Source organism: Anaerobacillus sp. MEB173 (assembly GCF_052119505.1).
GTDB lineage: Bacteria > Bacillota > Bacilli > Bacillales > JBJMAU01 > JBJMAU01.
In genome coordinates this window covers 1-24,043 of the sequence record NZ_JBJMAU010000010.1, presented here as the reverse complement: position 1 = coordinate 24,043, position 24,043 = coordinate 1, and the positions used below count along the sequence as shown (strand labels likewise).

The window sequence follows — 24,043 nt, the reverse complement described above, 5'->3', positions numbered from 1 at the left end:
TTGAGCTATGATAGAATAACGTAATCATGTAGTCTAATAGTCTAAAACACACAAAAAAGAGCTTAGAATTATTTCCAAAGCTCCTTAACTTTTGCTATTTAGTTTTGGTCTACTAATTTCTACCATTGAAGAAAGAGTATAAACAACTTAAAGGATTACTCCTGAAAAGTCCCCTTTTAAAACCTCTTTTTCATTCTGGTTTTTGCATAAAAAGGTGGCCATAATCGCTGTTCTATTTTTTTCACTTTTTTCGTATTTTTCAATTTTCACTTCACAAATGATTGTATCACCAGTAAACACAGGTCTTATAAACTCAAAATTCATATTACGAGCCAATACGTTATGATCTCCGCCTACTTTTGTTGGCAGAGTTGCCGTAAGTAACCCTTGAACGACAAGTCTCCCCTGTTCATCTGGAGTGATATGATGAACTCCTTCATCACGTGATACCTCCGTAAATAATTCAACATCCCTGAATGTAAACGTCCGTTCAAACGTAATAATATCTCCTACTTTTAATGACATACCTATTCATTTCCCCTTTCACTCATAATGTGAGAGAATCTTGAAGATTCCAATCATTCAGCTGAAGTTGGAAATTAACGCATCACTTCCAACACCCGTATCAATAAGGATCGGCAGTTCATCCTTAATAAGAACCATGGCTGCCAGTTAAATTGTAAGATCTGGCAGCCATAAATCATACGGGAAAAAATTGCAAAATTTAGACCTTTAGCGAACCACGAAAACCCCTTGCTGCAAAGTAGGAATCTGCTCCATTGTGGTAAACAAAGACAGTTTCGTAGCGACGATCACAAAAAAGAGCCCCGCCAAGTTTACGAATATTATCAGGTGTTTGCACCCAACTCGATGTTTTCATATCGAAATTTTCAAGTTTCTGCAATTCACGGTATTGTTCTTCCGTTAAAAGTGCAATACCCATTGCTGTTGCCATATCAATAGCACTAGTTTCCGGCTTATGTTTCTTCCTTGACTCAAGCGCTTCACGGTCGTAACAAACACTTCTGCGGCCTTTAGGACTTTCCGCTGAACAATCATAAAATATGTATTCGCCCGACTTTTCATCATAGTCAACAACATCCGGCTCACCGCCAGTTCTTTCCATTTCATAGAGAGACCACAGTTTTTCAGGACTCGCATCAAGCTTAGCTTGTACTTTGGCCCATTCAAGACCTTTATGCCGGTTCATGCTTTTCTCGAAACGGGCTTTCAACGTTGCGAGTAGTTCTTCACGTTGTTCTAGTGACAGCTCCTTATTATTCATTGTCATATTAGCGTCCTCCTTATTTTTTGCTACTTTAATGTATCGCTTTTATAGTGCGTAACCAAAAGTCCGCCACCATTGACTTTACTTTTGTCCGGGTAATCTGTCATATGTGGTACATTTAGTTGGCTGTAATCAAATTAACCAATCATTATAAATTTCACATGTTTTATTTTTAAAAATTGTAGTCAATAATAGTCCTTATCTTAATTGAAAGTAGGATATTAAATGCTTAGTCCTGATAAGGATGTTGAAAAACTTATTGAAAAACAATACGTCATTATTGATAAAGCTAACACTAATATAGTAGAAATATGGATTGAACATATAGTTTTTAGTGCAGGTTGGTGGATAGGCCTCTGTTTACTAATTCTCCCTTGGTTGTTATGGATTATTTTTAGAAAAAAAGAAAGCACGAATCGTCTCCTTATTGGTGGGGTTTGGGTAGCATTCATAGCAACTTTTTTAAACTATGCTGGTGTAAGTATGGGTTTGTGGCATTACGATATTAAACTAATCCCTATAATGCCTGATTTCCTTGCTTGGGATTTTGCTCTCTTACCAGTAACAGTAATGTTTTTTATCCAAATAAAACCAAATATCAAACCTCTAGTAAAAGCCTTAATTTTTTCAGCTTTAACTGCGTTTATTGGAGAACCATTGTTTAAATGGCTGGGTTTTTTTGACTACCCTAATTGGCATTATTTAGCCTCTGTGCCTTTTTATGTTGTAATCTATTTAATTGCAAATAAATTAGTTAATGGAACAAATTTTGATTCAGTAAAGACATAATATTAAACACGCCCAAATTAACAAAACAGCCCTTTTGAATTATCCATGGGGCTGTTTTTTTATTCTTGAAAAATATTGATTTATTGTTGACCCTCTGTGTAAATTTGAAATGTTACACCGAACTTGTCCGTTACAATTCCATAAGCTGGGCTAAAAAAAGTTTCCTGCAATGGCATTTTTACTTGTCCGTCTTGCTGTAAAGATTTAAAAATTTGGTTTGATTTTTCGATGTCATTAGTTGTAATACAGATCGTAACTTGATCTCCAATTTGACTTGTTTGACCAGGAAATGTATCTGAAAACATGAGGTCCGTTTCGCCAACCTTTATCATTGCGTGTGCCACAAGTTCCTTTGCTTCTTCAGGTAAAGGGAATTCGGGATTTTTCGGCATTTCTCCAAAAGTTTGGTTAAAAAGAAGTTTCGCACCCAATGCTTTTTCATAAAATTGAATAGCTTCCTTTGCATTTCCGTTCATCATTAAATAGGGAGACAATCGTAATGACATAATTATACAGCTCCTTGATTCTAATTTTTTTCACTACATGAGTAATTTCTAAACCTACATGAGTAACTTGTTAGTGGTAATAATCACTCTTCCATTATTACCTCTAATTGTATTCTAAGACAAAGAACGTGCGTTCGTCAACAAAGACTTGCATAGATGACTAAATTTTTTACTTGATACTCGGTTACATCAATATTAATAATCCAAATTTCTTTAAATACAAAAAAATGTTTTTTTGTCATGTATAGTTCGTCTAAACATGTTTGCAGAAAATACATAAAGTATATTGAACCTGTAAATATGGAGGTGAAACTCATGAGTGATTACGGACATGTGTCTCCAATCAAAAAAAATAATGATTTTGTGTTAATTGTTGTGCTGTTCATTTTATTAATTATCGTTGGGGCAGCGTTTATGAAACCATATTACTAGAATCTTTTTTGTTGAAAGCACTTTTACAAAGTGCTTTCTTTTCTTATATCCTGATTCATATCTTGAATGTAACTCATCTTTCAAGAATACTTTTAATTTTTTTTAAATCTTTCATGTTTGCTCTTTTCATCATCGATGACATAAAAGGAGAAAACATTTTAGAAAAGCCAGTTGGAATACCTTTATTTCTTAAAGTCATTCGTGTGTGATTATTATCTAAAGCTTGCCATGTATAGATTGTCTCCATTGGAAAAGGCCCATTAGCGGTTTTCATTACAAGTTTCTTTCCAGGAATATATTCTGCAATTTCATATACATAAGCAAGTTCCCTTCCTAGAAATTTCGCTTTAAAAGCAATTTGAGAGCCCAGCGAAAGTGGTTTTGGTGTTTTCCACTCAGCTGAATGAATGTTTACATACCACTCGGGCGCATGATCTGGATCAGCTGCATACTCTGATACTTTTGAGATTGGACAATCTATAATAATTTCTGTATTTACGTCTACCATTAATAATTCCTCCACTTTCGTATTAAGAGAAAAAACATAAAAGAGTTATTCATTTTCTACATAGTTTTTTAGTAAAGTTCCAAGAAGATATTCCCAACCTTTTTTGTGATCTTGTTCCCAATTTTCTTGAATAACACCCGAAGCGGAATGTGAAAGTTGGAGCAATGTTCCATCTTCTTTTTCAATCAGACGATAGGTATAGGAACTATTTACGGCACCTTGCATTCCTAGATGACCGTATAAACGTATTTCTTCTGGAGCATTTACATAATATACATTTCCCCAAATTGCCCCCTCATTCTTCCCCCACTTTTCGATAAATCGTCCTCCTGGAATCGGGTCAAATGTAAAGTGAGATGTTTTTCCTTCTGGAGCCAATCGGAACTCCCACCAATCTTCTACCTTTTCAGTTAAAGCCTTGAATACTTTTTCTCGTGGTGCATTCATAAATATTTCTTGCTCTATTCGAAATACATTATTATTTGTAGTCATCGTATATTTCCCTTCATTATTTTCTACTTTTGAACGTAAATTGAGTAATGAATTAGCGGTTGATTCCATATATTTTCCTACCCAACGGTTATGTACTTCTTGGATAGGAACCGCATTAAGATAGTTTCTTCTATATTTTCCTTCTCTCCTAACAAGCACTAAGTTACCTTCTTCTAAAATGTTTAGATGTTTCATGATGGCATACCTAGTGACATCAGGGAAAAAATCATTTAGTTCACCTGTAGTTTTAGGTGCTTCTTTCAGGATATCAAGAATTTTTCTCCGAGTCGGGTTACCTATAGCTTTAAATACTGAGGAAAGATTTTCTTCCATTCCATCTTCCTTTCAATTCTATAAATATAATTAATGTACTAATTCATGTAAGTAATGTGTGTTATGTGACTAAATAGTAACATGTTTTATTGAAACAAGCAATAAAGACGATTACTTTTATTGTAATCGTCTCATAGAAAGACCTCTTTAAAGTTTTCCTTGTAAGAGAGCTTTTATTTTTACCTTTTCTTTTAATTAAGATGTGATTCAAATAAATCAATAATTTCCAAAAATCTTTCAGCTTCTCTAAATGTATGATCTGCCAAGAGTGGATGAATATTACTTTTAATACGACAAGCCTCTATTAATTCTCTTGCTGTTTTCTTAAAATCCCTTAATGAAACTACTGAAACTCTGTTTTGATCTAAGAACTGATTCAAGATTGGTACGGTTTCAGATTGAGGCCGCATTGAGTCTAAATCAATTGCCTGAAAAACCAGTTGGTCAAAATCATGACTAAATTCTCTAGCCTGTTCTACTAACTTTCTTTCTGAAGGGTCTAATAGATGACCAATAAACTTAGCATGATCAGCCATTATTTTTAAGAAGAATACATTTTCTTCTATGACGTCATCTGGGGTTGGAGCTAATTTCCCTTCATTTAGCTCTTTTAAGCGATTAGCAAAGTATGCAGCTTCTCTGCTAATATGATCTACTAATAACGGATAATTGTTGCTGCCACGAATTTCACAGCGTAAAGTTAAGCCTAATACCTTTCTTTTATAACTCCATATTGCAGCAGCAGCTTGATAAACCTCGGTATTGAAAGCTTGAACTTGGCGTAAATCTGAATTGATCGTAAATCTTGATAACCTTTCCTCAATTCTTTCAAACAACGAAATAAATTGGTTTGCCTCATCAATTAATTGCTGATGCTCATAGGTGAATCCTAAACTTAAAAATAAAGCATGTTCTTTCATAATTCTTGACCAAAATTTAATTTCATCTAACGACCGAGAAACAATGGGATTTGCCATGTTATTCCTCCTTATTTCTCATCTCCCTTCATTAATATATGTAGTAAATTATTGTCCAATAACTAGTTTGATTTCCTTTTCAGTTTCCTACTTATTCATTTCTAAGCACATTTATAAATGAAATTTCTTCAACTCTTCTGCTGACTGTCTCTTAAACATTATTAGATTCATGCCGTTTATATTGGAGCATAGATACAATACCAAGAAACGGTCCTATCACTAAACATGCAAAGACCCATTCCCAACCAACAAGCCTCTGAATAATAGGGATTAGATTGATAGAAAATATAGTGATGAGGAAACCGATGCACATTTGAAAAGTAAGGGCTGTTCCCACATACTCTACTTCTGCTACTTCTGAAACTGCGGCCGAAAACTGTGCAGAATCTGATATGACAGACATTCCCCAAATGATAGAAAGGATTAAAGTTAACCAAATGTATTGTCCAAAAGTAAAACCAATCAAGATACAGCAAATAGCACTGATAAACATAGAAATAATCGTTAAGTTGGCTCTTCCAATTCTATCTGAGACTAGTCCACCTAATACACAACCAATTCCACCTGCAATTCCGATTGTAATAAATGAGGATAATGCAATGAACCAAGGAGAAATCCCTGGTGAATAGCTAGTAAAACTAGCGGTCAAAAAGCTAGGTATCCACGTCCACATCGCATACAGTTCCCACATATGCCCAAAGTAACCGTAGTTCGCAAGCATTACTGGTTTATTCGATACTACCTTTTTGATTAATTTAAAAGAGAAAGGTAATTTTTTAGTTGTTACTGGAGCATCTTCTAAAACCCAATTGACAATTATAGCTGCCAGCAGAGCCAATATTGAACTACAAATAATCACTAATTGCCAATTTAAAGAAGAAGAGAATATTACAATGAAATGTGGTAAAGAGGACCCTAGGGTTAATGCGGCTATTAAGATACCAATAGCAAGTCCACGTTTTTTTGGAAACCATTGTGATAAAATTTTTACAGCTATCGGGTATACACCAGCGAGTGTTACACCAGTTAATATCCTAAGCAGGATACCGAAAAAAGCATGATCTACTAGTAAAAGTGAGACATTCAATAGTGCCCCTAGAAACGCTGAAAGTGCAAACACCTTTCGAGGATTAAAACGATCTGCTATGCCAAAATATGAACTAACCAATGCACCTATTACAAATCCAATTGGAACAGAAGCAGATAGCCATGCTTCTGAATTAGGGCTTAGGTTCCAAATTTCAATTAGTTCGGACGCAATAACTGATGCACTAAACCATAAGCTTAATGCGCATAATTCAGCTATTCCAATCCATACTAACGCTCTCCATGAACCACGAATCATAATTTCCCCCTTTTAGACAAAACATAATATTATAATTATACTGAATATAAATCAACCTTCCACTAAAAAAAGGAAAAAATGAATGATAAAAACAGTATTATAAGTAAGTTTTTTATAAATAAGGTAGGTGTAACTATGCAACAGAAGCAAAATTTAATTGACGCATTTACGAAAAGTTTACCTGACTATCTTAGTGATGTTGAAAATCCATCTGGAAAACTCTTTTATTCCATCACATGGAATCAGATAAAAGGTCATTTCAACAAAGAAAAATCATTAAGAATCCTAGATATCGGGTGTGGGTTTGGCTTAACAAGTATTTGGCTATCTGAACTCGGACACCAAGTAACAGGCATCGATATTACACCAGATATGATTGAAACTGCCAAACAAAAAGCTAAGGAAAAGGGGCAAAACATAACGTTTCTACTCGGGGATGTTACTAGTTTAGAACATACACTCCAAAGTGAGACTTTTGATTTTATTCTTTGTCACAATGTTCTTGGCTATATGGAAAATCCTACAGAGTTCTTGAAAAAACTACAATGGCTTCTTACAAAAGATGGTTATATTTCGATCATCAATCACAACCCTGCGTCTAAGGTTTTTAAAAAAGCTTTGGTAGAAGAAGATCTCACTCAGGCAAAGGAAGCCATTGGAGAAGAACAGGAATACAATCCTCTTATTGGAGCTGTTGTACATCAATACAGTACAGAGACGTACTACAAATGGTTTGACCTTCTGAAATTCAAATTAACAAAACACTATGGGATTCGATGTGTGTTTGATTATCTTCATGAAAAGAGTACTCTGCAGCATGACCCTCATGTTGATGATCTTCTTGCACTTGAATTAGAACTAGGGAAGATGAGTCCTTTTAAAGATATCGCTTTCTTCTCCCACTTTATCATTCAAAAAACCACATGATTTTGTTTTTCATTCTAGAATAGATCTTCTAAAAACACGTGTAGACAGCTTTTTATTAGCTGTCTTTTTTCTTTTTTTGTTATGTTAAGCCGTAGCTGTTGATTTTATCATAATTCTTCATTTAACCACTTTCTTTCTAATTCTGTTAAATGGTTACTTATGCTTCAATAGCTGAGCAAGATCATATAGTGAATGGTACTGTTTAGTCTGGTGTACGTTCACCCTCTTTGATGCTATCTGAGTAATCAATCCCATAATTTTACTGATTAGCAATGTTTCCTACTGCACTGTTACCACCTACAAACGAATCTTTAAATTGAAAAATATTATTATTATCTATATTTGTATACAAGTCAATTCTAAATTCACTCTTATGTAATTCTTAAATAATTCTTAAATAAACTAGGAAATGATCTTTTCACAAAATAACGGTAGTTCCTAAAGAACTACCGTCAGACAAACATTTCTGCTTTTCGTGCAACAACATTATCAAATCGTTGACTCTCATTGAATTACTGAAAAGTCGCGACCTTTATTACTTTACTTGCTTGTTACTTGTGCTTGCCTTAACTTTAGGTCGAAGCGGTCTGCATTCATTACCTTAACCCAGGCAGCAATAAAATCATTTACAAACTTCTCTTTGTTATCGTCTTGTGCATACACCTCTGCAATGGCACGAAGAACAGAGTTTGAACCAAATACGAGATCCACTCTCGTTGCTGTACGCAAGACTTGACCTGTACTGCGATCACGTCCTACATAAACATTTTCTTCTACAGGCTTCCACTCCACACCCATATCAAGCAAGTTAACAAAGAAATCGTTCGTAAGTGTGCCGACACGGTCTGTGAATACACCATGTTCTGTGCCACTGTGGTTTGTACCTAGAACACGCATACCACCGACAAGGGCAGTCATTTCCGGTGCAGTCAGATTGAGCAGTTGTGCCTTGTCTACGAGGAGCTCTTCTGCACTTACACTGTATTGTTTCTTCTGATAGTTTCGGAAACCATCAGCGACTGGTTCCAGCACTTCAAAGTTTTCAATATCTGTCTGTTCTTCTGTTGCATCGCCGCGTCCTGATACAAATGGAACGGTGACATCAAAGCCAGCATCTCGTGCCGCTTTTTCAACTGCAGCACTTCCGCCCAGTACAATCAAATCAGCCATGCTGACTTTCTTATCTAGACCGTGTTGAATGTCTTCGAGTACAGTGAGCACTTTTTCAAGCTGTTCTGGCTGATTTACTTCCCAATCCTTCTGTGGAGCTAGACGGATACGGGCACCATTAGCACCGCCACGATTATCTGAGCCACGGAAAGTACTAGCTGAAGCCCAAGCCGTTGTTACGAGCTCACTCACTGTAAGTCCTGAGTCTAGAATCTTTGCTTTAAGCTCTGTTACTTCTGCATCTGTCAAATCATAATCTACAGATGGTACCGGATCTTGCCAAATAAGATCTTCTTCTGGAACTTCCGGACCTAAATATCTTGCTTTAGGACCCATGTCACGGTGTAACAATTTGAACCAAGCACGAGCAAAAACATCTGAAAACTCTTCTGGATTCTCATAGAAACGACGCGAAATCTTTTCATATTCTGGATCATAACGTAATGCCATATCCGCGGTCGTCATCATCGTCGGAACTCGTACAGATGGATCTTCTGCATCTGGTGCAAGATCTTTTTCATCTGGATCTACAGCCAGCCACTGCCACGCACCTGCAGGACTCTTTGTCAACCACCATTGATAGCCAAACAATAAATCAAAGTACCCATTATCCCACTGTGTCGGATTCGCAGTCCAAGCTCCTTCAATACCGCTCGTAATCGTGTCACGACCATTGCCCTTGCCATGTGAACTTATCCATCCTAACCCTTGTGCTTCAATCGGAGCCGCTTCTGGTTCCGGACCAACGTGAGCGGCATCACCTGCACCATGCGCCTTACCAAAAGTATGGCCGCCGGCGATTAGTGCAACGGTTTCTTCATCGTTCATCCCCATACGTGCAAACGTTTCACGTATGTCGTGAGCACTTGCAACAGGATCTGGTTTACCGTTAGGACCTTCTGGATTAACATAAATAAGCCCCATCTGAACAGCAGCGAGTGGATTTTCAAGATCACGCTCACCTGAATAACGATTATCACCTAGCCATTCTGTTTCAGCACCCCAGTAGATGTCTTCTTCTGGATGCCAGATATCTTCTCGTCCTGCTCCAAAACCAAACGTCTTGCCTCCCATTGATTCTATCGCAACATTACCTGCTAGCAGAAGCAAGTCGGCCCAAGAAATTTTGTTGCCATGCTTTTGCTTAATCGGCCATAACAGCCTGCGAGCTTTATCAAGGTTACCATTGTCTGGCCAACTGTTAAGCGGTGCAAAACGCTGGTTACCAGTTCCACCACCACCCCGACCGTCACCAGTACGATATGTACCGGCAGCATGCCAAGCCATACGGATAAATAATGGACCATAATGTCCATAGTCAGCAGGCCACCAATCTTGACTCGTTGTCATTAGGTCCTCAAGATCCTGCTTAAGGGCATAGTAGTCTAAATTTTGAAATTCCTCTTTATAATCAAACTCTTCTCCCATAGGGTTAGATTTTTTGTCATGCTGATGTAAAATATTCAAATTCAACGCATTAGGCCACCAGTCACGATTTGATGTACCACTCGATTTATTACTAGTAGCACCCCCGTGAAACGGGCATCCTCCAGTGTTTGCATTGTTTTTAGCGTCCATATACTTTCCCCTTTCTGAGTAAAATAAGTGTAAATAATTATGCCTCTAGTGGTAAGAACCTTACAAACTAGGAGACAATCATTATTCTCTTATTATTCTACTAAACTGTTACCAGTAATTAAAAAAATAACCACTATTATCACAAATATGTAACATTTAGGAGAACTATGATAATCTTATTTATTGTTATCTTTGGATATGCATTAACACAAAATATATTGTTAATATTAATCCTGTTTATTAGCAAAAAAACAGGGTACTCATCGATGTTCGATTTGTACCCTTTATCGTTACACTGTAAATTACTCGGCACGTTCATTTTTTGTCGCCCATTTTTCCCGCCATGCCAGTTGTTCTTGCTCTTCTATTTGTTTCTCAAGAGTATCGTCCCACCGCCCGAGCCACGTATTCCAGACGCGCGCGTAGAAAACATCTTGTTCTTTATTGTACATCCGAAATTCCAGACATGGAACACGTTCAACCGTCTCTTGGTCCAAGCTAATGATGTCAGAGACGACCATCTGAAAGCCGTTTTCGTCCAGTCCGTTTTCTTTCTCGGAAACAACTTGCAAAATGCGATCATTGTCAATCATATCCTGATCATTCATATACCGGTAAAGAGACAATTCTTTCTCTGTATCGGGGATTGATTCAGTCATCTCCGTCCAAAATTCATTGTGATTTGGACTGAAAAAAAGCTCAGTCCATTCATCATCCATTTCTTCCTCGATGATGCCCGTCTTCAGTTGCTCATGTCCTTTCGTAGTTAGCTTATAGGTGGCATTTTCCAGCCGAATCAAGCCTGTCCGTTGCATTTTTTCAATTAAATCAGCAATGAAAAGTTCCTCTACTAATAGCAATTCCGACAAATTAGCGGCCCTGCGTATATCCGTCTGTTCAAAAGCGAGGAGCATCATTTTCATGAGAATATCCATTTTCGATCGTTTGACCCGTTTATATGTCACATCTATTGTCTTAACCGGTAAATACCAGGTTACTGACTCCTTGATTTGTACTGATGGATTCTCAAGCAGAGTAGCGCGTAAACGTTTTGTCAACTTATCCATCTTATTTCACCTCTTCAAGTGTTCTGAGCCCATGCTGTTTTTTGGTGACCTCTAATACGTGACTATACATCTTTCTTGCATCTGCTTGTTTTGTCCGTTCGGTAAACATTTTTGTACTGCCGATTAAAACGAGTAACTCCCTCGCTCTTGATAAAGCAACATTCAGCCTGCGATAGTCTTTTGCGAAGCCGATATCATCATGCTTGTTATCGTGATTACGCACCATACTTAACAGAATGACATCCATTTCCATACCTTGAAAGCGGTCCACTGTCCCGGTACGAATCGTCAAGTGCGGCAATCGGAGCTCCTGATCGATTAAACGGTCGATTCTTTTTACTTGTTCGCCGTAAAAACTGATTACACCAATACTTTTTTTCTCATCAGCATTTATTCTTCCCTCTTGCTTTGCCTGTGCTGTCGCAGTATTTAATTCCTCCAAGAGCTCAGCAATTCTGCTCAATTCAGAAGGGTTGTACAAGCTTTTTCCACCTTTCATTCTCTCCTCAAAGAACGCCGGGTCATTCGGGATATCAAGCCATAACAGATGATTTTCTCTCTTAATAAGAGGTGATTGCAACAAGTGATCACGTTGCGTATCGGAGTCAGTCAAGCCACATTGAAGCTGTTCATTTTCCTGCTTATAAAATGGCGTAATGGTTTCCATAATATTCTCATGCATCCGGTACTGAATTGCGAGCATCGTTTTATGGCTTTTCGGTAAATTTTTAAATAATCTTTCAAACAACGATTCTTTTAACAGTTTTTTTAATTCGGCTTTCCCTTCAAAATCATCGCTTTCATTGGCCATTTCCTGCAATGTCTCTTCAAGCGTATCATTGCCTAGAAGTGGAGGAAGTTGGTGATGGTCACCAACCAGAATAATTTTTTTCCCTTTCAACATCGGCAAAAGCAGCTCAGGCGGAGTTGCTTTTGATACTTCATCAATGATAACGACATCAAACATTGGGAAACTTTCGATAAAATCTTTACGTGCCGATGCTACACATGTCGTACCAATGACGTTGGCATGCTTAACATACAGCTTGCGGATTTCATCAAGATCGTGGTCGCTTGCTTCCTCTAATAAAGATAGCCACTGCCCTTGGATGGACTGAAATAGTGGCAGTCTCTTCTTTTCCTGTTTCAGCGATTCACGCTTAAAGGATAGACTCGCCAATTGCTTTAACAGCTCTTCATGCTCTTGTTCTGGTTGTTTAGATAAAATTTCCTTTAAAGGTGTTTGTTCTTGTTCCTTCTCGTGAATATTGTTTTTCAGCTGTGTTAGACGTACATCGATTTGAGTAAGTTTTCGCTGAACTTCAAGCAGCTCCATGACCTCTTTTTCCTTCTTCTGGCCATTGTTTTCAATCCGCTGCTTCACTTCCTCGTATTTCTCTTTCCTTTTTTGTAATCCAAGCGCTTCATCTTCCTTTTGACGAAGCAATTCTTTTGCGTTTGGAATAGGATCGGTCGTTATTTGCATCTGCTTTGTTTGCAATGCATGAAGTGCGCTCGTCTCTTCTTCCAACGTCCGCAGCCATTTTTGATACAACGCATTTTTTTCATTCTGTTTATCCTGGCATTGTTCAATCATTTCCAACTTTAACTGTTGAAATGCTTCCTGTGCCATCTTTTTATACGTATCAAACGGTTTGAACCGTCGACTTTTTTGCTGTATGAACATTCTTCTTGCATATAACCCTTCAAGGTAAGCCTTAAGTGTCTGTGGATAGATTTTTGACTTTCCTGTAAGCTGACTTTTCAGTTCTGCTAAAAATTGATCGATCTCCACTGCCGTGTAAGCTGATGATCCATTGTTCTGCTGTTGCAGTTCGTCGATCGAAATCTGATGGCGCACTAAAAGCGATTCAATGTATGAAATTGCCTTGCTTAATTTATCATAATATAGCTTTAATTTTTCAAGTTGCTTGATAGCAGCACGAATGTCCTCGAGTTCATCAAGCAACTGCTGTACTGTTAACGATCGCTCCACATGATGTTCAAGCATAATCCATCTTAAGCGGTCAATTTGTTGTACATCCCGTATTTTTGCCGTAATAGCACTCGTCTGCTTCGTCTCATCAGACCACTTTTCACATTCAGCTGAAGCTTGTTCCACTGTTTGTTTTTTTTCACCAATTTCTTCCTCAAGCTCCTGATAGGCAATGCTTTGCTGTAAGCGCTGAATCAATTGCTCATTGGCTGCCCACTCTTTTTGAATCGTAAAAAGATCTGGCTCACTGCGTAGAAAAAGTTCATCTTCTTCCATCAATGCATTCAACTCATACAGAGACTCCTCGAGCTCATCGACAAGCTGCGTAGCCGTCAGCATCTCCGCTTCAGTAACACTTGCTTTCTTTTTTTGCTCATCAATGATGTGCTGGTTTTCGCTAAACTGCTTTTCCGCTCTCTGTTTTGCTTCAAGCTCCGCCTCTACTCGGGCAAGCACTGGTTCAAGCTTCTTCTGCTCCTCTTCATTTGCCGTCCATTCTGCCTCGATTTCGATTTCGCGGTTTTTACGCGCTTCATAATGAGCAGCGACTTCGTTTAACGTATGATCTTTCCAATACTGGCCGACATTTTCTTCAATGAACTTCTTGCCTTCTTCTTCAATGCTTTCTGTACGCCCTACCCTAAGAATGCGAATATCTTTATTTGCCAGCAATCTTCCAAGAGCATTGTCGACCGCCAAATTTGACTGCGAAGCAACAAGTGTCCGTAGCCCGGCCCTTGCATTTTGCAGGCAAATTTCCGAAATAACGGTTGTTTTTCCCGTACCAGGCGGCCCTTGAATGACGTATAAATCATCCACAGACATCGCACCTCGAACCGCTTCCTGTTGGAACTCATTCAAGCGATTGTGAAAGCGGATTGTCGCTTGCTTCTTCGGCGCTCGAACTGGCGGCTTGTTTTCAAACAATAAACGCTCAAGCTCAGGATTTGCGGCCATTCCGTTTTCTAAAATCTTAAACCCTTGCCGTAGTCTTTTCACCTGACTCAATGTCGCAAAATTACTGAAGACGACTTCTTTTTGTTTCATATCAAATCGCTGCTGCCTCGCCCAATTTTCCATATAACTGTTCAGTTCTACTTCAACACTCAAAGCAGAGCGATTCGTCTTAAGCACCTTCCCGACATCCTTGTCAATACCCTTCAGTTTGACGCTCATCTCTTTGAGTAAGGACCAGTCCTTGTCACTGAGTTGACAGCCAATGATCGTCATTCGGCTGAAATCACCATTAAAGGTCAGCCTCGAATAACGCGCGGTCACATCCGGAATATCGGCAGTTCGTTCCTGAATTTTCAAATAGCCTTCCCAGCTGGCAATCCGTTTTTTTACATATTCAGAGCTTTCCTGTGCAATCGGCATTTCATGAATCAAGTTCAACAAATCATACGGGAGCATCCCACCCCGCTGTACGTTCAAATCAAATGTTATGTTCACCGCTCGGCGCCAGTTTGTCTGTACAGATGAATGCGCCGCTCTTGTCGTTACGTTTGTCGCAATGAACCGATCTTTTTCCACCACACAATGAAGAACGACCACCAGCCCATTGGACTGATCGGCAAGGCGCGCATTACCCTCATTGTCAAAGAATAACCCCGCCGAAAGCGGTCGATCATCCGTCTGTGGATACTTCTCTATATAAATACAAAAGGATGTCTGCAACGAAAAAAACGAGCGCTCATCAAGTCCGAGCTCCCGCATCTTGTCCTTTGCCTTATTTGTCAACGTTACCGGGCATCGATATGTCTTTGTATTATGTTTCTTCATCAATGTCTCCACCTGCTTCATATACATGACAAAAATTTTTATAATAGTTTTCTGCCACCGAAAATTATAACACAAATTATTCGAGAACCTCAGCACTTTTGCTATTGAAACTTTATCATTATTTATAGGCTGTTTTCGTATAGATTTTGACCAGCTCTTAGAAGAAGCTAATCGTTACTTGAAGATGTTTTTGCTATTAATTCTTTAAATATATGTAATTACTACTTCTAAATACTTGAAAGTTTAAATTGTCATTCACTTTAAGCATTTCAGCGACATAGTTAATTGTTTCTCCAGAAAAATAAAGCCCATAGCTGTTATTTTCAGGATAACCATATATATAACAAATGACTTTTTCTTCCTTCATAAAAACGATTTGGTTCATTCCTTCACTAACTGTTTCACTGATATTATCCCATTTATACCCTACCGTCTCATAAACCTTATCTTTCGAAGTATATGGGTCAAAAGAATAAACAACATCCCACTCAAATGGAGTGAAATCTAATAAATTTATCGTTTCAACCGATTGTTCAATTGACGTTATCTGTTCTCTTAATAATTCTTCGTTCACTTCCCACAAATCTTTTTTTAATAGATTTATTGAAACCAAGACACATAGTATAACGATAACTACAATTGCTACTCTTTTTTTAGATTTCAAATCAACATTCTCTCCTTTTGCCTTTTTAACCTCTCCTCCTCTTTAGTTTAACATCATTTTCCAATCTGTTTGAACAAAAATGAACGAGTTACAAAGATCACAGCAGGTAATTTTTATGCTCAGATGATGATAAGATGATCATATTAGGGTTTAGTTTGAACACTAGTTTTCTATCATAGTACTAGCCCCTATCTGAATAAGGTGGAATAATCGATAGTTTATTGTACTCCAGTCTATTCAGTAGAGGAGAAATGGAATGTTAAATTATGCAATCCCTAAGTTGCCTATGGAACAAATGATTTCAATCATCAGAAAAGGACTTAAAAAAACCAAGATTCCGAAAAAGATTATTATTCTTGGGGCAGGTATGGCAGGGCTTGTTTCTGCATCATTACTTAAACAGGCTGGACATAATGTAACAATCCTTGAAGCTACAGATAGGGTCGGAGGAAGAATCTATACATTAAAAAGAGATTTTAGGGATGGGCAATATCTTGAAGCTGGAGCTATGCGTATTCCTAATACTCATTCGTTGACGTTAGAGTATATAAAAAAATTTCAGCTTCCGATTAATGAATTTATTAATTCAACTCCTAATGACCTTATCTATGTGAAAGGGATTAGAACTCGATTAAGGGTGTATGATCAACACCCTGACATTTTGCGCTTTCCGGTTTATCCACACGAAAGAGGTAAAACTGCTTCAGAATTGCTTCAGTGGGCGATAAAACCGGTGACAGATTTTGTTGAACGAGACCCAATAAGAGGTTGGTCTTGGGCAATACAAGAGCTCGATAGATACTCCATGGATACTTATTTAAGACATAATCCATTTGGACGCACATTATCTTCGGGAGCTATCGAAAAGATTAAAGTTATCCTTACATTAGAAGGATTGATGGAACTTTCTTTCTTGGAAATATTGCGTGAACTGTTAGTCCTATTTACTCCTGATATTACCTTTTATGAAATTACGGGTGGAAACGACCAACTTCCAAACGCATTTACGGATCAATTGAAAGATAATATCCATTATGGTCTTTATGTGAAGAAAATAACCCAGCATGACAATCAAGTCACGGTTCGAGCCGTCCATCGAATTTTAGAGCCATTTAAAATCACTGGTGATCTTGTGATTGTGACCATTCCTTTTTCGGTACTACAATTTGTAGATATTGAACCACGTAATTCATTTTCTGAAAACAAATGGAAGGCTATTCGGGAAACTAAGTATGCAGGCTCTACGAAGACAGGAATCCAGTTTAAGAACAGGTTCTGGGAAAAGCAAGGGCTGTATGGCGGGCAAACATTAACTGATCTGCCTATTAAATATGTGCAATACCCAAGTCATAACCTTGGCACAGATGGACCTGGTGTCATTTTGGGAAGTTATACATGGGATGATGATGCTATTCCATGGGATAGTTTAGAAGATAATGATCGCTTGGAGTATGTATTAAGAAACTTGGCTAGAATTCATGGTAATCAGGTGTATCAAGATTTTCAAGGGGGTGTAAGCCATAGTTGGATCAGGCATCCATTTTCAGCTGGGGCTTTCACAATGTTTAAACCAGAACAGGTAAAAGAATTATTTCCTTATATATCTACTCCCGAGGGTAGGGTTCATTTTGCTGGCGAACATGCTTCAACGGCTCATGCATGGATCCAGGGAGCAATCGAATCTGGAATTCGAGTTGCAGATGAAGTCAATGATTTACCTAGAACTTTCTTTGAATTCTAAATTATATAATTCTTAGAAAATTATCTGTATAAAACGCACAAAAAAACCTTTTATATACTATTAGCAACAATCCTTACAGCCATTTAATAAAAAAGATCATTAAGGAATAGCTGACTGTATTGTTTAGGCTTCAGCAGCATGTTTTGAATACAAAATATATATTAAATACAACTAGAATTTGCTCTTTGTAAAAAATATGGAAAAAGTTAAATAACAAAACAAATATTGGGTAAATTAAAAACGTAAGGAGGGTAAGATAGTGCCAAATTTAATTGAGATGGTAAGCAGTGCTTTCAATACAATAATCGATGATGAGCCGAAATTACAATTAAATATCATTGAAGCTTCTTATTGCTGGCTTTATTACGGAATTGTAAAAGAAGCGATTGCTTTTGAAGAAGCAGGGCTAAATACAACTAATGATGATGAATTAATAGGGATACTTAACGATGCTATTAAGTTATGCTCAAAACAAGCTAAACAACTTGAACAGTTCATGAGAAAGGAAGGAGTTACTTTACCACCTGTCTCAGAGCCAAAACCTTTTAGCGACAATAAAGTTATTCCCCCAGGTGTTAAATTAACAGATGACGAGATAGCAAATGGATTAGCTTTAAAAATCCTGGCTATGGCTGCAAAATCCTCTCTTGGAGCAGCAGAATGTGTTAGAACTGATATGGGAGCTATATGGGTTCGATTTTTTAATGAAGCAGTAATATATGGTGCAACTCTGAAAACAAAAATGAGAAAACGAGGATGGGCTAAACTACCTCCAGCTTATTCACCTCCGGGAGTATAAGCTGGAGGTAGTCTTTTTTATACACGAAAATTATCAGGCTAATCAATATGAGAGCTTAGATGCAAGAATTTGTTGTACCAGACTTTGAACAAATTCGCTATTTCTAAGTCGATTTTTTCTTCATTTTCTGTGCAAAGCAATGTTTCAGGTATGAAAAAATATTTACAAGCATTACTTTTTACATAACGATAGATAATTTGTGCTTCATCAATTTCATCTTTACTAACTTCATAGCGTAAGTAAGGGAGATAAGCTTTATAATGAGCTAGAATAGTAGATTTAATCGTCGCAGACTGTTCGTTTATGTTTGTATCTTCTATCTCGTTTATTTCGTTAAAAATTACTTTGTTTCTGTTAATGATGAACAATTTCACGTTTAGATTATCAATCGCTTCCATCATAACAATATACTTATTTTCTTTTGTGAACTCGATTACCTTTTCTTTTTTCAAAAGCTGATTGACGGCTTCAAGTGAGTCTCTAATCTTTGCGGCCTTTTCAAAATCACAATTCAGCGAAGCTTCCATCATTTTTTGTTTCATCTCTTCAAGAATGCTCGTGTCATTCCCTTTAAGTAAAGCTATTATTCGATTTATATTGAACTGGTACTGTTGTAATGCTGAGTGATCAAAACACTTCCCCATACATAAACCTAGAGAATAGTTTAAACAGGGAATATTTTTAGCAGATGGTTGCGAACAGTCCATTTTTAAAAATTCTTTTAGCCCTTTAATGGCATTTCCTGCGTTATTTTTGCCTGTATATGGTCCAAAATATAGATTTTTGTCATTTTTATTAATATGATTGACCAGTTCAATTCGATGAAAATCCTTATCCCTTTCGATGAGGATATACGTGTAGGATTGGGGACTTTTCATCAATCTATTATACATAGGCTGTAATTGTTTAATTAGTTTACATTCTAGCATGAATGCTTCGAATTCCGTATCGGTTAAACGATAATCAAAATCCTTTACATGACCGACTAACTTTTCAACTTTTTTTGAATGATGATTAGAGGTTTGGAAATATGAACGAACTCTATTTTTTAGATTTTTTGCCTTCCCCACATAGATAACATGACCATATGAATCCTTCATTAAATAGACACCCGGGGAAGCTGGAAGCTTTTTTACCTTTTCTTTGAGATTCATCATGACTCTGCCTTTCATTACTACCTGTTATTACAAGTATAGCACTTACTAATGGCTGCATTTCACAATATTTTTTAATCATTTCTCAATGGCTAGCTAATTTCTGTTCTGTTTTGTCCACATCAGTTTTTTGAAGGACCCTCCCAATCCATTAATAATCATTACATTTTTCATAAATCTTCTATTTATGCTTGTATAGAATTGTTTAGGCTGTTTTGTAAAAAACTACATAATTAAGTCAAAGAAACTTAATATTATTAGAGAGTTTTGCTAAAACAAGCAGAAAGTAGTGAATATATGGATCAACATCAGATGTCTTATGGTAGTGATTATAAATTTATACCAGCTATCTCTATAGCCAATGGATCAGGAGTCGAGGTACTACCTGATCTCTATAGTTATACAGTACAAATAGTAAATATCGTATTCGTTGGCGAGCAAAAAGGAAAAGGTTATGTATTAATTGATGCAGGAATGCCCGGATCAGCAGATGAAATTATTTCTGTTGCAGAAGAACGATTTGGTAAAGATAATCGACCTAAAGCAATCATCCTCACCCATGGCCACTTTGATCACGTTGGAGCGATTTTAGAGTTAGTTGAATATTGGAATATTCCCGTTTATGCTCATGAACTAGAGATTCCTTTTTTAACAGGGAAAAAGAGTTATCCCGATCCTGATCCTACTGTAGAGGGTGGGATGATAGCAAAAGTATCTTCACTGTTCCCTAATGAATCCATTAATTTAGGAGAGCATGTAAAGCCCCTACCAACTGATGGGAGTATTCCTCATATCCATGAGTTTCAATGGTTACACACACCTGGACATACACCAGGGCACATATCAATATATAGAGAAAAAGACCGCTCTCTGATTGCAGGGGACGCATTTGTAGCGGTTAGACAAGACTCCTTATACTCAGTACTAACGCAAAAATCAGAAATTAGTGGACCACCTCGGTATTTTACACCTGATTGGGAATCTGCGTGGCAATCTGTAAATACATTGGCAGAATTAGACCCTGCTATAGCTATCACTGGACACGGACTGGCACTTACCGGTGAACAATTATCCAAGGGGTTGAAAAATCTTGCAAATGAGTTTGATCAAATCGCTATTCCAGATTACGGAAAAGCGGTCAAAAGATATAAACATTAGACTTATCTAGCAGAAATTAAAAAATGACGTGTATTCATTTACACGTCATTTTTGACTGAAGAAATAATAGCGATCTCGTTATCCACTGCTTACTCTATTTTCTTATTAATACCGGAATCCAAATTTCACTTTTCACACTTGGTGAACTTAAATCTTTACTTTTAATCGACAAAATTTCTGGTCCTTCAGTTTGCTGGTAAATTGAGGACGGAAACCACTCAGAATAAATTCGTCCCCAAGTTTCCTGCAACGTATCTGGAAAAGGCCCCACTGATTCGAAGACAGCCCAAGTACAGGCAGGAACATCAAGCTTAGTAAAGTCTACTGGACATTCATTCGTAGTTGCCACACCAATATAATGATCAAGACTTCCTTTTTCCTCCATACGCCCTTCCGAAAAGTTAGTGGATGCCTGTATTATCCCTTTAGGTTCACTATTTGATAAAGCAATCAGTTGATTGATCTTCTCTGGATTCAATGTTTTCCACATCGCAGTGATTTCCTTGTTCTCACCTCTAAAAATAATCGGTACCCTTTTCATAATACCAACAATGTGAAAGGCCTCTTTATCTTCAATTCGGTAATTCATTTCGTCTCCCCCTTCAATTGATAATTTGAAGGTCATTCGTGGATATGCTTTTAATGCTTGCCCATTACTTCTCGCTTCTGACGGTGTAATCCCATGTAAATGTTGAAAAACTCTCGTAAAAGAATCAGCTGAACTATATCCATATTTTATCGCAACATCAATGACCCTTGTATTACTTTGATTTAGTTCAAATGCAGCAAGCGTAAGGCGTCTTCGGCGAACATACTCCGAAAGCGTAATACCTGCTAGAAAAGAGAACATTCTTTTAAAATGATATTCTGAGCAATGAGATATCCGTGCCACCTCTTTATAATCAATTTCGTTTGTAAGGTTATCTTCCAAATACTTTATGGCATCATTCATATTCTTAAGCAAATCCATTATGTGTGACCTGGTTGCTAAAATCTATAAAAATCTAAAGGTTCGTTCCCGAACCTGCGCCACCGAACCAGGAAAGGTGACCTACCGCGGAGATTCTCACTCCGTTCCACAGTGGGAAACGTCCCGTCATGTACCTAAAGTACAAGCTTTTCTGCGGTACCCTGTTAGGGTCGGCTCGTGCAACAAAACCATTCCATTCTAACGGTCAGCTTGTTGCATAGTTTTTAGTAACCAGTTTTACACCTCCTTGAATTTGATTTCCTGGTTCTTCATTTGTAATGTTTTATGAACACATTCCAAAGTTTCCACACATGTTGTTCTTTAAACGTTTCAATATTTTTCAGTAACATTCCAAGATAGCGTCGCTTTGCTTTTCCAGTTGTTGATTTTTTCTCAGTTTCTTCCATTGATCCAAGAAGAGAAATCAAATGTGGTTTGACACTTTGCTGTACTTGTTTCAACAGTGCTTTTGGAAGCTTTTCGTCAAAACCTAAGCCTCTTCTTCCAATCACAAAGGCGGCAGCTTCATGAACGGATAGGCTATATGGTTTACTGTATTTGAAGCGTCCAATTACTGATGTATAAGCAGGATGAACTTTCTTGACATCGATGCCATTCTTTACGGCCCTTGATGTAACCGCTCTTTGTACTTTTGTTTTCGTAAACTGGTGAGTCAGTCGATTCAATTTTCGGTTCGTATCATGATCCTGCTTGATGTGAATATCTTCTAATATAATCGCCCCTACATGTTCGGTCAGAAGCCATTCCACAATGTCTTTTGCTGTTTCCCCGCAAATATTCTCTCTTTTATTGCTCAATACGTATTCAAGTTCATGGCAATAAAACGTCTTCACTTTGAGAAGATTCCCCTGTTGATTCAAAATACTAACCGCAATTCGATCGACATTGACATCAATCCCTGCCACTCGATCGGCAGAAAGCTTTTGGTAGACTCCTACTTCTTTGCCATGTGTTTCATAGTCGTATGTGAGATGAACAAAATAGCTTTCATTCATTCGTTTTATTTCAATGGTATAAGGAATATAGGATTCAACTGCTTTTCCATTTGGTTTTGTTCCCACTTCATTTGGAAAGATAACAGCAATGATTTCTTCAAAAAATTTATCAGGGATTTGAAGGGCCAAACGGATCCTAGGTGCGTTTCGCTTTCCAGTTTGCAACAACAATGGATTGGCAACTTCAAGGAAAAACGATTGCTTTCCTTCATCGTAAACAACTCGTGTATTCAGGTTTCCTTTTTTTGAGCGGTCACCACGTGAATAAAGAGTATTGGAGCGTACCATTTTCCACTCTTCCCTCGAGAGTTTCCCTTTCATTCTCGCATAAAAGTTCTTTCGACCACCAAAAATGACTTTTGGAACGGTGTTTTCCTCTTGATGTTTAATCAGCATTTTTTCTTTTTCAGTAAGCTTGGCGATCCGTTTCGTAAGCCCTTCAATACAAACAAGGAGATCAACCTTTTTCGGTTTCTTCCTTCCATCTTTATACTCTTGGAGCTTCTGTTCTGTCTTTTTCTTTTTAGCTTGAACAGCTTCGATTCGTTGTGGGAGGAGTTCTTTCTGACTTTTAAGGGTAGATTGGGCGAACAATACAGCATCTTCAGCATAACGCTTATTGATGCCATACTTTCGGTTTACCTCTTTAATCAATGCTTTATCGGCAAGCCCTTCTTGTAGGCGGTTAAAGGAATAACGAACAGCAGAACAAAACACGCGCATCAATTCATTCAATTCATGTAATTTCGTTTCATCTTTCTCAATCATTTTCAGTGTTCTTGTCACCTTCATTTGATCACCCCTAATGCAAACGTGTGTTTTCTATTTATAATGTAACACACGATTACCCTAGGGGGAACAAATTTTTAGAATTTTATAACTTTTGTAATATTTAAATAGATATTTTGTAAGCAGTTTTTACCTCCTTATTCAAAAGGATAACTGAAATTTCATGAATCCATCCGACATTTAGTGCACAATTATGTAGGGTTCTTTTTAGATGGTCTTATTATAACAGTATAAGTTCGAATGTCTCTGCTTGTGGAACTTAAACCTGGTCAAGTCAACAGTTCATCCCACTTAAATACAGCAAAAAAAAAACAGGGCTAATCACAAAAGGATTAGTCCTGTTTTTTTGCCTGGCAACGTCCTACTCTCACAGGGGGAAACCCCCAACTACCATCGGCGCTGAAGAGCTTAACTGTCGTGTTCGGCATGGGAACGAGTTTGACCTCTTCGCTATCGCCACCGGGCTACGCTAATTTAGAATTAAGAATTTATAATTTAGAATTGTTGTGGGCTTTCCGAGGAAGCTTACAGCGCAACTCCAAATTAAAGGGTTCATTCCCTG

The 24,043-nt window shown here is 37.6% G+C and carries 20 protein-coding genes and 1 rRNA gene; 6 read left to right on the top strand and 15 right to left on the bottom strand.

The annotated features are described in order from the left end of the window. Positions 1-147: 147 nt before the first annotated feature. Positions 148-525 carry a hotdog domain-containing protein gene (locus tag ACJ2A9_RS17110; RefSeq protein WP_441422898.1) on the bottom strand — a complete coding sequence of 126 codons (378 nt, stop codon included), beginning with the start codon at positions 523-525 and terminating at the stop codon, positions 148-150. 199 nt (positions 526-724) lie between these two features. Beyond that, positions 725-1,291: a DUF4256 domain-containing protein gene (locus tag ACJ2A9_RS17105; RefSeq protein WP_441422897.1), complete on the bottom strand. Its 567-nt coding sequence runs from the start codon at positions 1,289-1,291 to the stop codon at positions 725-727. Positions 1,292-1,513: 222 nt separating this feature from the next. Between ACJ2A9_RS17105 and ACJ2A9_RS17100 the strand changes: the two genes are divergently transcribed. Then, the gene (locus tag ACJ2A9_RS17100; RefSeq protein WP_441422896.1) at positions 1,514-2,077 is read left to right on the top strand and encodes a CBO0543 family protein; all 564 of its coding nucleotides are present in this window, start codon (positions 1,514-1,516) and stop codon (positions 2,075-2,077) included. 80 nt (positions 2,078-2,157) lie between these two features. Here the strand turns inward: ACJ2A9_RS17100 and ACJ2A9_RS17095 are convergent, their stop codons facing one another. After that, positions 2,158-2,583: a VOC family protein gene (locus ACJ2A9_RS17095; RefSeq protein WP_441422895.1), complete on the bottom strand. Its 426-nt coding sequence runs from the start codon at positions 2,581-2,583 to the stop codon at positions 2,158-2,160. Positions 2,584-2,898: 315 nt separating this feature from the next. Here ACJ2A9_RS17095 and ACJ2A9_RS17090 point away from each other — a divergent pair, with 315 nt between their 5' ends. Beyond that, positions 2,899-3,015: a YjcZ family sporulation protein gene (locus tag ACJ2A9_RS17090; protein ID WP_441422894.1), complete on the top strand. Its 117-nt coding sequence runs from the start codon at positions 2,899-2,901 to the stop codon at positions 3,013-3,015. A 73-nt stretch (positions 3,016-3,088) separates the two neighbouring features. Here ACJ2A9_RS17090 and ACJ2A9_RS17085 read toward each other — a convergent pair whose 3' ends face one another. From ACJ2A9_RS17085 to ACJ2A9_RS17070, 4 genes are all read right to left on the bottom strand, one after another. Further along, positions 3,089-3,523 carry an SRPBCC family protein gene (locus tag ACJ2A9_RS17085; RefSeq protein ID WP_441422893.1) on the bottom strand — a complete coding sequence of 145 codons (435 nt, stop codon included), beginning with the start codon at positions 3,521-3,523 and terminating at the stop codon, positions 3,089-3,091. A 45-nt stretch (positions 3,524-3,568) separates the two neighbouring features. Next, positions 3,569-4,348 (bottom strand): SRPBCC domain-containing protein, encoded by a 780-nt coding sequence (locus ACJ2A9_RS17080; protein ID WP_441422892.1) that lies wholly within the window; start codon positions 4,346-4,348, stop codon positions 3,569-3,571. 191 nt (positions 4,349-4,539) lie between these two features. Next, positions 4,540-5,325 carry a DUF2935 domain-containing protein gene (locus tag ACJ2A9_RS17075; protein ID WP_441422891.1) on the bottom strand — a complete coding sequence of 262 codons (786 nt, stop codon included), beginning with the start codon at positions 5,323-5,325 and terminating at the stop codon, positions 4,540-4,542. A 151-nt stretch (positions 5,326-5,476) separates the two neighbouring features. Beyond that, on the bottom strand, positions 5,477-6,670 hold the full coding sequence (locus tag ACJ2A9_RS17070; RefSeq protein ID WP_441422890.1) for an MFS transporter: 1,194 nt from the start codon (positions 6,668-6,670) through the stop codon (positions 5,477-5,479). Positions 6,671-6,805: 135 nt separating this feature from the next. On the opposite strand from ACJ2A9_RS17070, the gene ACJ2A9_RS17065 reads away from it, so the two are divergent. After that, positions 6,806-7,597, top strand: a complete 792-nt coding sequence (locus tag ACJ2A9_RS17065; protein WP_441422889.1) for a class I SAM-dependent methyltransferase — start codon at positions 6,806-6,808, stop codon at positions 7,595-7,597. 540 nt (positions 7,598-8,137) lie between these two features. Here ACJ2A9_RS17065 and katG read toward each other — a convergent pair. The 4 genes from katG to ACJ2A9_RS17045 all read right to left on the bottom strand — a co-directional run bounded on the left by katG (position 8,138) and on the right by ACJ2A9_RS17045 (position 15,854). Next, positions 8,138-10,345 (bottom strand): catalase/peroxidase HPI, encoded by a 2,208-nt coding sequence (gene katG, locus ACJ2A9_RS17060; RefSeq protein WP_441422888.1) that lies wholly within the window; start codon positions 10,343-10,345, stop codon positions 8,138-8,140. Positions 10,346-10,647: 302 nt separating this feature from the next. Continuing rightward, positions 10,648-11,412: a hypothetical protein gene (locus tag ACJ2A9_RS17055; RefSeq protein ID WP_441422887.1), complete on the bottom strand. Its 765-nt coding sequence runs from the start codon at positions 11,410-11,412 to the stop codon at positions 10,648-10,650. Position 11,413: 1 nt separating this feature from the next. Continuing rightward, positions 11,414-15,190 carry a DEAD/DEAH box helicase gene (locus tag ACJ2A9_RS17050; protein WP_441422886.1) on the bottom strand — a complete coding sequence of 1,259 codons (3,777 nt, stop codon included), beginning with the start codon at positions 15,188-15,190 and terminating at the stop codon, positions 11,414-11,416. 196 nt (positions 15,191-15,386) lie between these two features. After that, on the bottom strand, positions 15,387-15,854 hold the full coding sequence (locus tag ACJ2A9_RS17045; protein ID WP_441422885.1) for a hypothetical protein: 468 nt from the start codon (positions 15,852-15,854) through the stop codon (positions 15,387-15,389). A 256-nt stretch (positions 15,855-16,110) separates the two neighbouring features. Here ACJ2A9_RS17045 and ACJ2A9_RS17040 point away from each other — a divergent pair, with 256 nt between their 5' ends. After that, positions 16,111-17,595, top strand: a complete 1,485-nt coding sequence (locus ACJ2A9_RS17040) for a flavin monoamine oxidase family protein (protein WP_441422884.1) — start codon at positions 16,111-16,113, stop codon at positions 17,593-17,595. A 259-nt stretch (positions 17,596-17,854) separates the two neighbouring features. Beyond that, the gene (locus ACJ2A9_RS17035) at positions 17,855-18,394 is read left to right on the top strand and encodes a DUF3231 family protein (protein WP_441422883.1); all 540 of its coding nucleotides are present in this window, start codon (positions 17,855-17,857) and stop codon (positions 18,392-18,394) included. A 38-nt stretch (positions 18,395-18,432) separates the two neighbouring features. Here the strand turns inward: ACJ2A9_RS17035 and ACJ2A9_RS17030 are convergent, their stop codons facing one another. Beyond that, positions 18,433-19,551, bottom strand: a complete 1,119-nt coding sequence (locus tag ACJ2A9_RS17030) for a GIY-YIG nuclease family protein (RefSeq protein WP_441422882.1) — start codon at positions 19,549-19,551, stop codon at positions 18,433-18,435. A 294-nt stretch (positions 19,552-19,845) separates the two neighbouring features. On the opposite strand from ACJ2A9_RS17030, the gene ACJ2A9_RS17025 reads away from it, so the two are divergent. Continuing rightward, positions 19,846-20,706: an MBL fold metallo-hydrolase gene (locus ACJ2A9_RS17025; RefSeq protein ID WP_441422881.1), complete on the top strand. Its 861-nt coding sequence runs from the start codon at positions 19,846-19,848 to the stop codon at positions 20,704-20,706. 94 nt (positions 20,707-20,800) lie between these two features. Here ACJ2A9_RS17025 and ACJ2A9_RS17020 read toward each other — a convergent pair whose 3' ends face one another. The 3 genes from ACJ2A9_RS17020 to rrf all read right to left on the bottom strand — a co-directional run bounded on the left by ACJ2A9_RS17020 (position 20,801) and on the right by rrf (position 23,945). Beyond that, on the bottom strand, positions 20,801-21,676 hold the full coding sequence (locus ACJ2A9_RS17020; protein ID WP_441422880.1) for an AraC family transcriptional regulator: 876 nt from the start codon (positions 21,674-21,676) through the stop codon (positions 20,801-20,803). 269 nt (positions 21,677-21,945) lie between these two features. After that, on the bottom strand, positions 21,946-23,484 hold the full coding sequence (locus ACJ2A9_RS17015) for an IS200/IS605 family accessory protein TnpB-related protein (protein ID WP_441422879.1): 1,539 nt from the start codon (positions 23,482-23,484) through the stop codon (positions 21,946-21,948). Positions 23,485-23,829: 345 nt separating this feature from the next. After that, positions 23,830-23,945, bottom strand: a 5S ribosomal RNA gene (rrf, locus tag ACJ2A9_RS17010). Between the last annotated feature and the right edge of the window lie 98 nt (positions 23,946-24,043).

Excerpts from the sequence above, each read along its gene's own strand:
- ACJ2A9_RS17090 (WP_441422894.1), top strand. The coding sequence starts at position 2,899 with ATGAGTGATTACGGACATGTGTCTCCAATCAAAAAAAATAATGATTTT.
- katG (WP_441422888.1), bottom strand. The coding sequence starts at position 10,345 with ATGGACGCTAAAAACAATGCAAACACTGGAGGATGCCCGTTTCACGGG.
- ACJ2A9_RS17080 (WP_441422892.1), bottom strand. The coding sequence starts at position 4,348 with ATGGAAGAAAATCTTTCCTCAGTATTTAAAGCTATAGGTAACCCGACT.
- ACJ2A9_RS17070 (WP_441422890.1), bottom strand. The coding sequence starts at position 6,670 with ATGATTCGTGGTTCATGGAGAGCGTTAGTATGGATTGGAATAGCTGAA.
- ACJ2A9_RS17050 (WP_441422886.1), bottom strand. The coding sequence starts at position 15,190 with ATGAAGAAACATAATACAAAGACATATCGATGCCCGGTAACGTTGACA.
- ACJ2A9_RS17020 (WP_441422880.1), bottom strand. The coding sequence starts at position 21,676 with ATGGATTTGCTTAAGAATATGAATGATGCCATAAAGTATTTGGAAGAT.
- ACJ2A9_RS17015 (WP_441422879.1), bottom strand. The coding sequence starts at position 23,484 with ATGAAGGTGACAAGAACACTGAAAATGATTGAGAAAGATGAAACGAAA.
- ACJ2A9_RS17110 (WP_441422898.1), bottom strand. The coding sequence starts at position 525 with ATGTCATTAAAAGTAGGAGATATTATTACGTTTGAACGGACGTTTACA.
- ACJ2A9_RS17065 (WP_441422889.1), top strand. The coding sequence starts at position 6,806 with ATGCAACAGAAGCAAAATTTAATTGACGCATTTACGAAAAGTTTACCT.
- ACJ2A9_RS17095 (WP_441422895.1), bottom strand. The coding sequence starts at position 2,583 with ATGTCATTACGATTGTCTCCCTATTTAATGATGAACGGAAATGCAAAG.
- ACJ2A9_RS17085 (WP_441422893.1), bottom strand. The coding sequence starts at position 3,523 with ATGGTAGACGTAAATACAGAAATTATTATAGATTGTCCAATCTCAAAA.
- ACJ2A9_RS17105 (WP_441422897.1), bottom strand. The coding sequence starts at position 1,291 with ATGACAATGAATAATAAGGAGCTGTCACTAGAACAACGTGAAGAACTA.
- ACJ2A9_RS17030 (WP_441422882.1), bottom strand. The coding sequence starts at position 19,551 with ATGATGAATCTCAAAGAAAAGGTAAAAAAGCTTCCAGCTTCCCCGGGT.
- ACJ2A9_RS17040 (WP_441422884.1), top strand. The coding sequence starts at position 16,111 with ATGTTAAATTATGCAATCCCTAAGTTGCCTATGGAACAAATGATTTCA.
- ACJ2A9_RS17055 (WP_441422887.1), bottom strand. The coding sequence starts at position 11,412 with ATGGATAAGTTGACAAAACGTTTACGCGCTACTCTGCTTGAGAATCCA.
- ACJ2A9_RS17025 (WP_441422881.1), top strand. The coding sequence starts at position 19,846 with ATGGATCAACATCAGATGTCTTATGGTAGTGATTATAAATTTATACCA.
- ACJ2A9_RS17100 (WP_441422896.1), top strand. The coding sequence starts at position 1,514 with ATGCTTAGTCCTGATAAGGATGTTGAAAAACTTATTGAAAAACAATAC.
- ACJ2A9_RS17075 (WP_441422891.1), bottom strand. The coding sequence starts at position 5,325 with ATGGCAAATCCCATTGTTTCTCGGTCGTTAGATGAAATTAAATTTTGG.